General features: G+C 72.7%; 9 protein-coding genes and 1 rRNA gene. 4 read left to right on the forward strand and 6 right to left on the reverse strand.

The genetic code is table 11. From position 1 onward, the window contains the following. Window positions 1-352 (reverse strand): 16S ribosomal RNA (locus ACIBCJ_RS33290); the annotation flags it as partial. Window positions 353-914: 562 nt separating this feature from the next. Here ACIBCJ_RS33290 and ACIBCJ_RS33295 point away from each other — a divergent pair. Further along, window positions 915-1,364, forward strand: coding sequence for a PTS glucose transporter subunit IIA (locus ACIBCJ_RS33295; RefSeq protein ID WP_362096790.1), 450 nt, complete (start codon window positions 915-917; stop codon window positions 1,362-1,364). Window positions 1,365-1,462: 98 nt separating this feature from the next. Next, window positions 1,463-3,133, forward strand: coding sequence for a phosphoenolpyruvate--protein phosphotransferase (gene ptsP, locus ACIBCJ_RS33300; RefSeq protein ID WP_362096793.1), 1,671 nt, complete (start codon window positions 1,463-1,465; stop codon window positions 3,131-3,133). A 72-nt stretch (window positions 3,134-3,205) separates the two neighbouring features. On the opposite strand, the gene ACIBCJ_RS33305 is transcribed toward ptsP, so the two are convergent. Together ACIBCJ_RS33305 and ACIBCJ_RS33310 are read right to left on the reverse strand one after the other, a co-directional pair. After that, window positions 3,206-4,108 carry a hypothetical protein gene (locus ACIBCJ_RS33305; protein ID WP_365980512.1) on the reverse strand — a complete coding sequence of 301 codons (903 nt, stop codon included), beginning with the start codon at window positions 4,106-4,108 and terminating at the stop codon, window positions 3,206-3,208. A gap of 121 nt (window positions 4,109-4,229) precedes the next feature. Continuing rightward, the gene (locus ACIBCJ_RS33310; RefSeq protein ID WP_365980513.1) at window positions 4,230-6,206 is read right to left on the reverse strand and encodes an acetoacetate--CoA ligase; all 1,977 of its coding nucleotides are present in this window, start codon (window positions 6,204-6,206) and stop codon (window positions 4,230-4,232) included. Between the two features lie 214 nt (window positions 6,207-6,420). Between ACIBCJ_RS33310 and ACIBCJ_RS33315 the strand changes: the two genes are divergently transcribed. Then, a complete protein-coding gene (locus ACIBCJ_RS33315) occupies window positions 6,421-8,799 on the forward strand; it encodes a glycoside hydrolase family 31 protein (protein WP_365980514.1) in 2,379 nt (792 codons plus the stop codon). Here the strand turns inward: ACIBCJ_RS33315 and ACIBCJ_RS33320 are convergent. Together ACIBCJ_RS33320 and ACIBCJ_RS33325 are read right to left on the reverse strand one after the other, a co-directional pair. Further along, window positions 8,790-9,326 carry an NUDIX domain-containing protein gene (locus ACIBCJ_RS33320; protein WP_362096804.1) on the reverse strand — a complete coding sequence of 179 codons (537 nt, stop codon included), beginning with the start codon at window positions 9,324-9,326 and terminating at the stop codon, window positions 8,790-8,792. The two genes, ACIBCJ_RS33315 and ACIBCJ_RS33320, sit on opposite strands and share 10 nt — an antisense overlap. A 47-nt stretch (window positions 9,327-9,373) precedes the next feature. Further along, entirely contained in the window at window positions 9,374-10,183 is an 810-nt protein-coding gene (locus tag ACIBCJ_RS33325) for a M15 family metallopeptidase (RefSeq protein ID WP_365980515.1), read from the reverse strand. A 150-nt stretch (window positions 10,184-10,333) separates the two neighbouring features. Here ACIBCJ_RS33325 and ACIBCJ_RS33330 point away from each other — a divergent pair, with 150 nt between their 5' ends. Then, window positions 10,334-11,959 carry a GGDEF domain-containing protein gene (locus tag ACIBCJ_RS33330; RefSeq protein WP_365980516.1) on the forward strand — a complete coding sequence of 542 codons (1,626 nt, stop codon included), beginning with the start codon at window positions 10,334-10,336 and terminating at the stop codon, window positions 11,957-11,959. Window positions 11,960-12,272: 313 nt separating this feature from the next. Here the strand turns inward: ACIBCJ_RS33330 and ACIBCJ_RS33335 are convergent, their stop codons facing one another. Continuing rightward, a complete protein-coding gene (locus tag ACIBCJ_RS33335; protein ID WP_133888198.1) occupies window positions 12,273-12,878 on the reverse strand; it encodes an ATP/GTP-binding protein in 606 nt (201 codons plus the stop codon). Window positions 12,879-12,893: the final 15 nt, after the last annotated feature.

The raw sequence follows: 12,893 nt of genomic DNA on the forward strand, positions 1-12,893 counted from the left end.
CACTGCTGCCTCCCGTAGGAGTCTGGGCCGTGTCTCAGTCCCAGTGTGGCCGGTCGCCCTCTCAGGCCGGCTACCCGTCGTCGCCTTGGTGAGCCATTACCTCACCAACAAGCTGATAGGCCGCGGGCTCATCCTGCACCGCCGGAGCTTTCGAACCTCGCAGATGCCTGCGAGGGTCAGTATCCGGTATTAGACCCCGTTTCCAGGGCTTGTCCCAGAGTGCAGGGCAGATTGCCCACGTGTTACTCACCCGTTCGCCACTAATCCCCACCGAAGTGGTTCATCGTTCGACTTGCATGTGTTAAGCACGCCGCCAGCGTTCGTCCTGAGCCAGGATCAAACTCTCCGTGAATGTTTACCCGTAATCGGGTGACACCACGAGAGCGGAACAGTCGGAGGAATGATCCGACCGTTCACAGCGTCCTCGCTGTGTGTTTCTTCAAAGGAACCTCGTCCTCCCGAATGGGAGAGACGGGGTATCAACATATCTGGCGTTGACTTTTGGCACGCTGTTGAGTTCTCAAGGAACGGACGCTTCCTTTGTACTCACCCGGAGAATTCTCTCGGGCTTTCCTCCGGGCGCTTCCCTTCGGTGTTTCCAACACTATCAGGCTTTCCCGGTGCTTCTGACCACCGTCCTGCGGGCATGCAGAAGGCGATCCAGCGATAGGATCTGACTCGGTTGGGTACTGCCCGGACGAGGACGCCTTGAACGCATCGCTCAGCCTCAGGCAGGAGTAACGACTGTACACGGGGCCACGGAACGGGTGCAAATCCGTGGCGAGTGTGGTCTAGACCTCTAATCGGAAGACTCATGCGGAACCGGTACTTCCTATGACATACCCTGCTGCTCAGTGTGCCGTCCGGGACAAGCAGTGACGGCTCGTACAGATCTCCGCCCTGGGAGGCTTCCCATGACCACCGTCTCGTCCCCGCTCGCAGGACGCGCCATCGGCCTGGCCGCTGTGCCCGATCCCGTCTTCTCCGGGGCCATGGTCGGCCCGGGCACCGCCATCGACCCCGTGCGGGAGCCCTCCGAGGCGGTCGCCCCCGTCGACGGCGTCATTGTGTCTCTGCACCCGCACGCCTTCGTCGTCGTCGACGAGAGCGGGCACGGCGTGCTGACCCACCTCGGCATCGACACCGTGCAGCTCAACGGCGAGGGTTTCGAGCTGCTGGTGAACAAGGGCGACACCGTCACGCGCGGTCAGGGCGTGGTGCGCTGGGACCCGGCCGCGGTCGAGGCCGCGGGCAAGTCGCCGATCTGCCCGATCGTGGCCCTGGAGGCCACGGCCGAGGCGCTCTCCGATCTCCGCGAGGACGGGGACGTGAAGGCCGGCGAGAGCCTCTTCCTCTGGAAGTGACGTCCGTGCCGTCCCTCCCCGGGCGGAGGGACGGCATCGACGGCTGGCAGGACAACCACCGCGGCGGCGGGACCCGCCGCATTATCGGGACGGGTGAGATGGAGACAACGCTGCGAGGCGTCGGCGTGAGCCACGGTGTGGCGATCGGCGAGGTTCGGCACATGGGGACGGCGGTTCTGGAGCCGCCGGCGAAGCAGATCCCGGCCGAGGAGGCGGAGCGCGAGCAGGGGCGCGCCCGCAAGGCCGTGGAAGCTGTGGCGGCCGATCTGATGGCGCGCGGCAATCTGGCGGGGGGCGAGGCCCAGGCCGTGCTCGAGGCCCAGGCCATGATGGCCCAGGACCCGGAGCTGATGGCCGACGTCGAGCGGCGGATCACCGTGGGGAGCACGGCCGAGCGTGCCGTGTACGACGCCTTCGCCGCGTACCGGGCCCTGCTGGCCGGTGCCGGTGAGTACCTGGCCGGCCGGGTGGCGGACCTCGACGACGTGCGGAATCGTATCGTCGCCCGTCTGCTCGGGGTGCCCATGCCCGGGGTTCCGGACAGCGACGAGCCGTACGTGCTGATCGCGCGGGATCTCGCGCCGGCCGACACCGCGCTGCTCGACCCGACGCTCGTCCTGGGGTTCGTCACCGAGGAGGGTGGGCCGACCAGTCACAGCGCGATCCTCGCGCGGGCGCTCGGTGTGCCCGCCGTGGTGGCACTGCCGGGAGCAGGCGAGCTTCCCGAGGGGACCGTCGTCGCCGTCGACGGCAGCACCGGTGAGATCTTCGTGAATCCCGGCGAGGAGAAGAAGGCGCGGCTGACGGCCGAGGCGGCCGAGCGGAAGGCCGCGCTGGCCGCGTCGACGGGTCCGGGTGCGACCTCGGACGGTCACAAGGTGCCGTTGCTGGCGAACATCGGTGGTCCCGCCGATGTGCCCGCGGCCGTCGAGGCCGGCGCTGAGGGTGTCGGTCTGTTCCGGACCGAGTTCCTCTTCCTCGACGACAGCGAGAACGCTCCCTCCGAGGAGAAGCAGGTCACCGCCTACCGCCAGGTGCTGGAGGCGTTCCCGGAGGGCCGGGTCGTGGTGCGGGTGCTGGACGCCGGTGCCGACAAGCCGCTGGACTTCCTCACGCCGGGCGACGAGCCGAACCCGGCGCTGGGCGTGCGGGGCCTGAGGACGCTGCTCGACCACCCGGACGTGCTGCGGACGCAGCTGACGGCGCTGGCCAAGGCTGCGGAGGGGCTGCCGGTCTACCTCGAGGTCATGGCGCCGATGGTGGCGGACCGGGCCGACGCCAAGGCGTTCGCGGACGCCTGCCGCGAGGCCGGGCTGCGCGCGAAGTTCGGCGCGATGGTGGAGATTCCGTCCGCCGCGCTGCGAGCCCGTTCGGTCCTGCAGGAGGTCGAGTTCCTGTCGCTGGGGACGAACGACCTCGCGCAGTACACCTTCGCCGCCGACCGTCAGGTGGGTGCGGTCTCCCGGCTGCAGGACCCGTGGCAGCCGGCGCTGCTCGACCTGGTCGCGCTGTCGGCCGAGGCGGCGAAGGCCGAGGGCAAGAGCTGCGGCGTCTGCGGCGAGGCCGCGTCCGACCCGCTGCTCGCGTGCGTGCTGACCGGTCTCGGTGTCACCTCCCTGTCCATGGGTGCGGCGTCGCTGCCCTACGTGCGGGCGACGCTGGCGAAGTTCACGTTGGCGCAGTGCGAGCGGGCCGCGGCCGCGGCCCGGGCGGCGGACAGTGCCGAGGAGGCACGGAACGCCGCGCAGGCGGTCCTGTCGGGCGAGTAGCGGCCGGCGGCGGCTGCCGCGCTGACTGTGGTGCGGGGCGCTCCACCTCCGGGTGGGGCGCCCCGCCCGCGTTCAGTGGTGGTGGCCCGGTGGCAGGCGGTCTTCTCCCAGGTCGGGCGGGGCGCAGTAGTCGACGTTGGATTCCGGGGAGATGAGGTCGCCGGACTCGATGTCGGTGCAGTAGGCGTCGAAGACCTCGGCCGCGGTGAGTGGTTCGAGCCCGTAGCCCCGCAGGCGCCAGCCGTGGATGCGGTCCGGGCCGCCCGGTGGGCTGACGCGCATGACGAGTCCGCCGGGGCTGTGGGTCGCCAGGCCGAGCGCGAGGACGCTGGTGAACTCCAGGGCCTCGGCCTCGTCGATGTGCGGGGCGCCGTCGATCTCCTGATCGACGAGGAGGGCGGAGACCAGCGTGTCCTCCGGGTGGCCCGAGACGCTGCAGACCAGGTGTCGACTGCCCGGGGGTGCCGTTTCCAGGACGCGGCGCAGGAGGCGGGTGGCCCGGCTGAAGGCGGCCCGGCCCAGGTCCTCGCCGCATGTGGAGCAGCTGCCGAGGCGGGCGAGCAGGCTCGACGTGTACTCCCAGGTGGCCTGGCGGACGGCTTCGTCGACGAGCGCCGGCAGCAGGTCGGCGAGGGACTGGCCCTCGTACGGCACGGTGGGGCCGTGGGCGGCGAGCTCGGCGGTGAACCTGGCGCGGCTGGCGGGGGCGTCGGCGTCGAGGCCCGCCGCCGTGCAGAACGCGGCGTACTCCTCGGGGTCGAAGAGCGCGAGCGTGGTGTGGGTGCCCTGGGCCGCGCGTGTCCTGAGCACGGCTTCCACCTGGCGGAGGTAGGCGGCGTGGTCGTGGAAGGTGAAGCTGCGGTAGCGCCGCATGGCGCGGAAGTCGTGTTCGTCGGTGAGCAGGCCGATGGTGCCCGCGATCTCGCGGCGCAGGACGCGTCGCTGGGTGTGGTCGGTGCGGTCGGTGTGCGCCATGTTTCCCCCTGTGCACGGTCGATCAATGCTCACTCACAGTAATCGTCGGCACTGACAACGGCGTCGGGCGGGCGCGGGGAGCCGGCCGCCGGTGGGGGCGGCCGGCTCGTCGGTGTCCTGGTCAGGCGCGTTCGCGGGCGAGGTCCTCGTAGAAGTGGAGCAGGTCGAGGTTGTCGATGGAGCCGGGGTTGACGGCCTTGTCGAGCGGGGTGCCCTGGAGGAGTCGCTTGACCGGGACCTCGATGCGCTTGCCGGTGAGGGTGTGCGGGATGCCGGGCACCTCGATGACTTCGTCGGGCACGTGACGTGGGGAGAGCTGGGCGCGGATGGTCTGCCTGATGCGGTCCAGCAGGGCGTCGTCGAGGGTGGCTCCGGGTGCCAGGTGCACGAAGAGGGGCATCCAGTAGCCGCCGTCGGGCTGTTCGATGCCGATGACGAGGGATTCCCTGATCTCGGGGAGCCGCTCGACGGCTTCGTAGATGTCGGCGGAGCCCATGCGGACGCCCTGCCGGTTGAGGGTGGAGTCGGAGCGGCCGTGGATGACGACGGAGCCGCGGGAGGTGAGGGTGATCCAGTCGCCGTGCCGCCAGACGCCGGGGTAGGTGTCGAAGTAGCTGTCGTGGTAGCGGCTGCCGTCGGGGTCGTTCCAGAAGCGGATCGGCATGGACGGCATGGGGTTGGTGACGACCAGCTCGCCGACCTCGTCGGTGAGGGGGGTGCCGTCGGGGTCCCAGGACTGGAGGTCCGTGCCGAGGCCGGGGGCCTGCAGTTCGCCGATGTGGACCGGGAGGGTGGGGACCGCGCCCGCGAAGCAGGAGCACACGTCGGTGCCGCCGCTGACGGAGGCGATCCACAGGTCGGCGCCGCTCGCGGCGAACTCGTCGTGGAGCCAGCGGAAGCCGTCGGGCGGGAGCGGGGAGCCGGTGGTGGCGACGCACTGGATCGCCGAGAGGTCCAGATCGCGTGCCGGGTGGACGTCGGCCTTGCGGCAGGCCATGACGTAGGCGGCGGAGGTGCCGAAGAGGGTGGCGCCGGTGCGTTCCGCGATGCGCCACTGGGCGTCCGTGGCGGGGAAGCCCGGGCTGCCGTCGTAGAGGACGATCGTGGTGCCGGTGAGCAGGCCGGAGACGAGGAAGTTCCACATCATCCAGCCGGTCGAGGTGTACCAGAAGAAGCGGTCGCCGGGGCCGAGGTCGCAGTGCAGGCCGAGCTGTTTGAGGTGCTCGACGAGGATGCCGCCCTGGGACTGGACGATGGCCTTGGGCAGACCGGTGGTGCCGGAGGAGTAGAGCACCCACAGGGGGTGGTCGAAGGGCACCTGCTCGAACACCGGCTCTGTGTCGGCCGAGGTCAGAGCCTGCCACTCCAGGGCGCCGTCCGGGGCCTCGGTGCCGAGGAGCGGGATGTGGATCACCGCGCGCAGGGTGGGCAGTTCCCTGCGCAGCTCCGCGACGGTGTCGCGGCGATCGTGTTCCTTGCCCCCGTAGCGGTAGCCGTCGACGGTGAACAGGACGACGGGTTCGACCTGCTGGAAGCGGTCCAGGACACTGCGGGCGCCGAAGTCGGGCGCGCAGGAGGTCCAGACGCCGCCCACGGCCGCGGTGGCGAGGAGGGCGACGACGGCCTGGGGGATGTTGGGCAGGTAGCCGCTGACGCGGTCGCCGGGGCGTACGCCGAGGGCGCGCAGTTCGGCGGCGAGCGAGCCGACCTGGCGGCGCAGCTCGGTCCAGGTGACGGCGGCCGGTTCGTGGGTCTCGTCGACGTACAGCAGCGCGGGTTCGTCCGCGTGGGTGGCGGCGGCGCGCAGGGCGTGTTCGGCGTAGTTCAGCGTGGCGCCGGGGAACCACTGGGCCCCGGGCATCGTCCGGTCGCCCAGCACGCGCGCGTAGGGGGTCGAGAAGCGGACGTCGAACCATTCCGTGACGGCTTTCCAGAAGGTGTCCAGCTCGTCGACGGACCAGCGGTGCAGCGCGGCGTATCCGCCGTCGGCGGGGGCTCCGTGGTGCTGCGCCGCCCAGGTCTGGAATGCGGTGATGCGGGCCTGGGCGATGCGTGGTGCATCCGGCTGCCAGAGCGGCTGCGGGTTCTCGGTCGGCATGGGGCGGCTCCCGGACTGTGCGCGTCGTGTGCGTCCTGCGCGCACGGGCTGGGGTGTGCGCGTGACGCGGCTGACAGGGACGATGCCATGTGATCGACTTCCGCACCAGGGCGCGCCCCGCATGGTCCGGTGACATGAAGATCTGCTCCGGTCCCGGGTGAACGGCAGTTGAACGAGGCCCGGGTGTGCGGTCGTGGATGGCAGGGTGAGCAGCATGGACGGTCGTGACCTGGTGCGTTCGATGAAGACGGTCGGTTCCGCCGGGGTGGCGCGGGGGTTGCGTACGGTGCGGGTGGCGTGGCGCAGACAGCGTGCCGATGCCGCCGCGCTGCCTCCCCGGGGTGCGGAGCGGGCACGGGTGCCGGGGCCGATGTGTGAGGTGGAGCCCGGACCGGGGGGCGGGGTCGTCCGGTTCGGCCGCTCGGAGCTCTGTGTACTCGTCGCGGTCAACGGCGCCGTCTTCTGGGGCTGGGACGGGGCTGGGCCGGAGCCTTCGTACGCGTTGGCGGGGCGCTGTCCCGAGCCGGATCCGCGTGCGGTGCTGGAGCCGGACAAGGACGGTGGCTGGCGGGTGGTGGCGGAGCGCGCGACGGTGGCCGTGTCCCGGCACGGCGCGGTCGAGGTCCGTACACCGGGGGGTGTGGTGCTGCGCCGTGAGCTGCCGCCTCGCTGGTGGGAGCCGGTGCAGGGGGGTCCGGCCCGCTGGACGCAGCGGTCGGAGGTGGCCGCCGACGCGCGGTTCTTCGGGCTCGGCGGGCGTTCTTCCGGTCCCCGGCTGCGCGACGGTACGTACCGGCTGTGGAACTCCGGTCCGGGACGGCCCGGCGCCGCGGGTGAGAATGTGGCGTCCGTGACGATGCCGGTGCAGATGGTGGTGGCGGACGCGGGGACGCATCTGGTCTTCCACGACAGCACGTGGGACGGCACGGTGGTGCTGCGGGAGGGTGAGGAGGGAGCGGGTTCGGGGCACGACCGGCCGGGGCGGAGTGTGCTGCGGATGGACGGGGGGCCGCTGCGGTGCTGGGTGACGGTGGGCACCCCCGCGCGTGCGCTGCTGACCTGGGCGTCGCTGACCGGTGCGCCCGCGCTGCCGCCGTCGTGGGCGCTCGGGCACCATGTCGCGCGGTCGGGTTGCGGCGACGAGCAGGAGCTGCGGCGGGTCGTGGCCGGTCATCAGGAGCGCGATCTGCCGTTGGACGCGGTGCATCTGGGGAGTGGCCACGCCGATGCCGGCCGGGGGTTCACGGTGGACGAGGAGCGGTTCCCGAAGCTGGCCGTGCTCGCCGAGGAGTTGCGCCGGGAGGGCGTCCGGCTGGTGTCGGCCGTCGAGCCGGCGGTCGCGGCGGCGCCCGGCAGCGCCGTGTACGACGACGGCATGCGCGCGGACGTGTTCGTGCGGGACGCCGTCGGCTCGGTGGTCCGGGGTGCGGGGCGGTCGGGGGACGTGGTCTTCCCCGACCTGACGCGCGCGCGGGTGCGCGAGTGGTGGGGCGGCCTCTACGACGAGCGGCTGGGGCAGGGGTTCGCCGGGGTCTGGCACGATCTGGACGCGCCCACGTCGTTCGCGGCCTTCGGGGAGCCGACGCTGCCGCGCTCGGCACGGCACGCGCTGGAGGGCCGGGGCGGCGACCACAGGGAGGCGCACAACGTCTACGCCTTGTGCATGGCGCGGGCCGGGTACGAGGGGCTGCGGGCGCTGTCGCCGGACGAGCGGCCGTTCGTCCTCGCCCGTGCCGGGTGGGCAGGACTGCAGCGCTACGGCGGTGTCTGGTCCGGTGACGTGGTGTCGGGCTGGGCGGGGTTGCGGGCTTCGCTGGCCCAGGTGCTGGGCCTCGGGCTGTGCGGAGTGCCGTGTTCGGGGCCCGACGTGGGCGGGGCCGAGGGGGATGTGCCGCCCGAGCTGTATCTGCGGTGGCTCCAACTGGCCGCCTACCTGCCGCTGCTGCGGACCCACGCCGGTCCCCGGGCCGGACTCGGGGAGCCGTGGGGGTTCGGGGCCGAGGTCCTCGGGTACGCGCGCGTGACGCTCGCCGAGCGGCGCCGGCTGCTGCCGTACTTCGTGACGCTGGCGCACCTGGCCCGGCGTACGGGGGCCCCGTACGCGCGTCCGGTGTGGTGGCAGTCGCCGGAGGACCGGGCGTTGCGGGACTGCGAGGACGCCTTCCTGCTGGGCGACTGCCTGCTGGTGGCGCCGGTGCTCCGGCCCGGGTCGGACCGGCGGGAGGTGCGGCTGCCGCGGGGGCGCTGGTACGACGTGGCGACGGAACGGGCCTACGAGGGGCCGGCGCAGGTGCTGGCCGAAGCCCCTCCGGGGCGGATTCCGGTGTTCGCGCGAGCGGGATCCGTGGTCCCGGTGCGCGGGGCTGACGGTGCGCCGGAGCTGGAGGTGTGGGCGCCCGCGCGGGGGCGGACCGGCGGCGGGCTGGTCGTACCGGACGCGGGCGACGGCTGGGTGGAACCGGAGATCGAACGGTACGTGTCCCGCTGGGAGGGACACCGGGTGGTCGTGCGGCGGGAGGGCGAGGACGGTCCGGGTGAGCCGTCCTGCCCTGTCCGCGTCCGCGGGCTCGCGGAGCGCCCGGCTCAGATGTAGCGGCCCTCGAAGAAGCCCCGTACCGCCAGGGTGTGGAGCGGGAAGGCGAGCTCCTGCGCCCCGCGCAGCAGGTGCCAGCCCTCGGTCTCGTCCGTGGCGGCGGAGGGCGGCAGGCCCTCGGCCGGACGTTCGGGCAGCAGCCCGAAGAGCAGCAGGTGGCCGTCGGGCGAGCTCATGGCGTCGGCGAGCCGGACGTCGCGGCTCGCCGCGTCGATGCCCGTCTCCTCCTTCAGCTCGCGGACGACGGCCTGCCGCCAGTCCTCCCGGTCGTCGATGTAGCCGCCGGGCAGGGCGACTCCTCCGCGTGCGGGGGTGACGGTGCGGGTGATGACGACCAGGGCGGTGCCCTGCGTGTCGTACACGGGCTGGAGGGCCACCGCGACCGGCAGTGGGTTGCGGTAGGCCACGGTGCCGCACGCGGGGCAGGTGCGGGGCCAGCCGGAGACGCCCTCTCCGTAGGGCGATCCGCAGCGCGAACAGTGGGAGTCGGGCGCGGAGTTGGGAACGGAGGTTTCAGTTTCGGACACGCGGCGGACTGTATCCGATCGCGGAGGGGGCGGCTCCGGCAGGCCGGTCAGCGGCGGCCGGCGAGCGACCTGGCCGAGACCGGGAAGTCGAAGTAGGTGTCCGGGTGGGGCTCCGGCTTGTAGGTGAAGTGCCACCATTCCTCGGGGAGGTTGACCAGCCCGACGGCCTCCAGGGTGTCCTTGAGCAGCAGCCGGTTGGTGCGCTGGGCGCCCTGGACGCGGGGGTCGAGGGTGTGCGAGCGCGTGTCGAAGCAGTCGTAACCGGTGCCCATGTCGACGGAGTTGTCGGGGAAGCGCTCGTCCTGCGCAGCGAAGCACGGGACCAGGGGCTGCCCGGGGTGGTACGGGCGGGTGGGCCGGGCCGGGAGCCGTACGAGGGTGAGGTCCATGGTGGAGCCCCGGCTGTGGCCGGATTTCTCCGCGATGTAACCGTCGGCGAAGAGGCGGGTCTTGTCGACCTCCGGGTAGAACTCGGCCTTCATCTTCTGGTCGTCGAGGTCCTCCGCCCAGCGCACGAAGTGGTCGACGGCACGCTGGGGGCGGTAGCAGTCGTACACCTTGAGGGAGTAGCCCTTGCGCAGCAGCCGGGTCTGGGCGAGGTGCAGGGCCTCGGCGGCGGGGCGGGTGAGGATGCACAGGGGCTGCCGGTAGCCGTCGACCCGCTCGCCGACGAAGTTGTGCGCGGTGACGTAGCGCATCTCCTCGATGATCGTCGGATCGACGCTTCTCAGCGCCACGAAGTCCTCCGGGGCCCGCGGCTCGGGCCGTGCCTGCGCGTCGGCCGGGACGGCCGTGACGGCGAGCAGGGCGGCGAAGGAGGTGACCAGACCGCGGAGGGCGGTGGAGAGTCGTGTCATGTCCCCTGCATCTATCAGGGTCGGGCGCCGCGGGGGAAGGGGCCGGCCCGGCGGGCGCGCCACCGGTACGCCGGGTGAGCGACCCGGAACGGTGCGTGAACGTCGCGTGAACTGGCCCCGGGCGGTAGCCGGTCGCGCCATCCTGCTCCCGTGCGCTCCTGGACGGACACTCTCCGCTTCGCCTTCCAACCGGTGGTCAACCTGATGACCGGAGGAGTCGCGGCGCTGGAGATACTGGCCCGCCCGGAGGCCGGTGACGTGCTGGCCGAGGCCCGGCGCGACCCGGAACTCGACGGTCTGCTCACGGTGTCCGCGCTGCGCGCGGCGGTGCGCCGGGAGACGCTGCTGCCGCTGCACGTCAACGTGTTCGCGGGTACCCTCGCCGACCTCGGCGGCCTCCAGCCGCTGCACGACGCCGTGCGCGAGGCGGGCCGGCTGCCCTGGGAGGTGACGCTGGACGTCTGTCCGCCGTACGCCCATGTGCCGCGGCGGGCCCTGCTGGAGGCGGTGGCCGCCTTGCGGGAGCAGGGGTTCCGGATCTGCGCGGACGGGGTCGGGGACGGGGACGCGCCGTTGCGGCTGCTGACGGATCTGGCACCGGAGCTGGTGAAGCTCGACGCGTCGCTGCTGGCGCGGCCCGCGGCCGTGCGGGCGATGCGGGTGCTGTGCGACGGCTCGGGAGCGCTGCTGGCCGTCGAAGGCGTGGAGACGGAGGCGCAGTACGCCGTCGCACGGTCGGCCGGGGCCCAGTTGGCCCAGGGCGCGCTGTTCGCACCGCCCGCACGGCTGCCCGCGGCGGACGTGTACGTGCCGTCCGGCTCGCCTGGCCCGGCGTCGGCGGCGCGGTCGGGGCCGTCGGTACGGCAGTTCGTGCGGCCGGCGGCGCTGTTGCCGGCGACGGCGTCTGCGGGGCGGGTGCGGGCGCTGCTGACCGGGGCGCCGGACGTGTCCGGGGTGCTGCTCGTGGACCGGGACGGGGTTCCGGTGCGCTCGGTGCACCGCTCCCGCTTCCTGCTGTCGATGTCGGGCCGCTACGGGCACGCCCTGTACGCCGACCGGCCCGCCGCGAAGCTCGGCGACCCGCCGCGGACGGTGGGGGTCGACGCCACGGCCTGGGAGGTGCTGGACGTGGTGGCCGTCGGTGCTGCGAGCCGTACGTCGGACGACGTGGCGGTGGTGGACGCCCGCGGGCGGTGTGTGGGCGTCGTACGCCTCGCCGACCTGGTGCGGGCACTGGCGGAGAGCAGGGTGGAGGAGGCGGTGGGACTCAATCCGCTGACGCGGCTGCCGGGTTCGGACGCGATCACGGACGAGGTGGACCGGCGGATCGCGGACGGGCGGGCGTTCACGTTGAGCTGGCTCGACGTGGACCAGTTCAAGCAGGTCAACGACGGGGCCGGGTTCGCCGCGGGCGACGAGCTGATCCGGGCGGTCGGGCAGACGCTGCTGCGCACGGCGGCCGGGGAGACCCGCGTGGGGCACATCGGTGGTGACGACTTCCTGCTGCTCACCGATCCGGACGGGGTGGATCCGCTGGCCGCCGCGGTGCTGGACGTTCCGTGGTCGGCCGGGGGGCGGCCCGTGACGCTGTCTCTCGCGACGGTCCTGTGCGTGCCGGGGAGCGTGCCGGACCACCGGCGGGCGGCGGCCCGTCTGGCGCCGCTCAAGAGGGCCGCCAAGGCGCTGCGCGGGACGAGTTGGGTGCTGGGCCGGGCGGAGGTCCCGGGGCACGAGGTGCGGCGCGGCTCGGCACGGACGGCGGCACCGACCGGGTGAGCGAGGGCGCGCCGCCGGTGCGGGCAGGAGCCGGGCTGCCCGTCCTGGAGCCGGACGCCCCGTGCACCGAGTCCCTGACGGGGGCCCGGTGCCCGAGACGCCGGGAGCGGCCTCCCGAGCGAGACGCCGGGCGCCGGCCCCGGAGCGGGACGCCGGGCCGGACCAGGACGGCCGGCCGGTCAGCCGGCCGGCGCGGGCACGCCGGTGAGCACCGGGCGGTGTCGCGACCGGCGCAGAGGCGGTGTCGCGACCGGCGCAGGGGCGGTGTCGCGACCGGCGCAGGGGCGGTGCGGAGGATCGGACGGGCGGAGTCTCAGGTCGTGACGGCCCGGCGCCGGTCCGCGGCCTGGGACATGGCGTGCTGGACGACGCCGATCAGGACCTCCTTGACGGACTCCCGGTCCCGGGCGTCGCAGAGCACCAGGGGCACGTCCTCGTCCAGGTCGAGGGCCTGGCGGACGGTCTCGGTCGGGTAGCGCGCCGATCCCTCGAAGCAGTTGACGCCGACGACGAACGGGATGGACCGCCGTTCGAAGTAGTCGACGGCGGCGAAGCAGTCCTCCAGGCGCCGGGTGTCGGCCAGGACGACTGCGCCCAGCGCGCCCTCGGAGAGCTCGTCCCACATGAACCAGAACCGCTCCTGGCCGGGCGTGCCGAAGAGGTACAGCACCAGGTCCTCGCGCAGGGTGATCCGCCCGAAGTCCATGGCCACCGTGGTGGTGTGCTTGCCCTCCACCCCGCTGACGTCGTCGACGGGCCGGCCGGCCTCGGTGAGCAGTTCCTCCGTGCGCAGCGGCCTGATCTCGCTGACCGCGCCGACGAGGGTGGTCTTGCCCACGCCGAAGCCGCCGGCCACCAGGATCTTCAGCGTGACGGGCTCGACCGGCGGCTTGCCGCGCTGAGAACGCCCGAAGATCATCGATCTCTTCTCCTT

The organism is Streptomyces sp. NPDC051136, assembly GCF_044455745.1.
GTDB lineage: Bacteria > Actinomycetota > Actinomycetes > Streptomycetales > Streptomycetaceae > Streptomyces.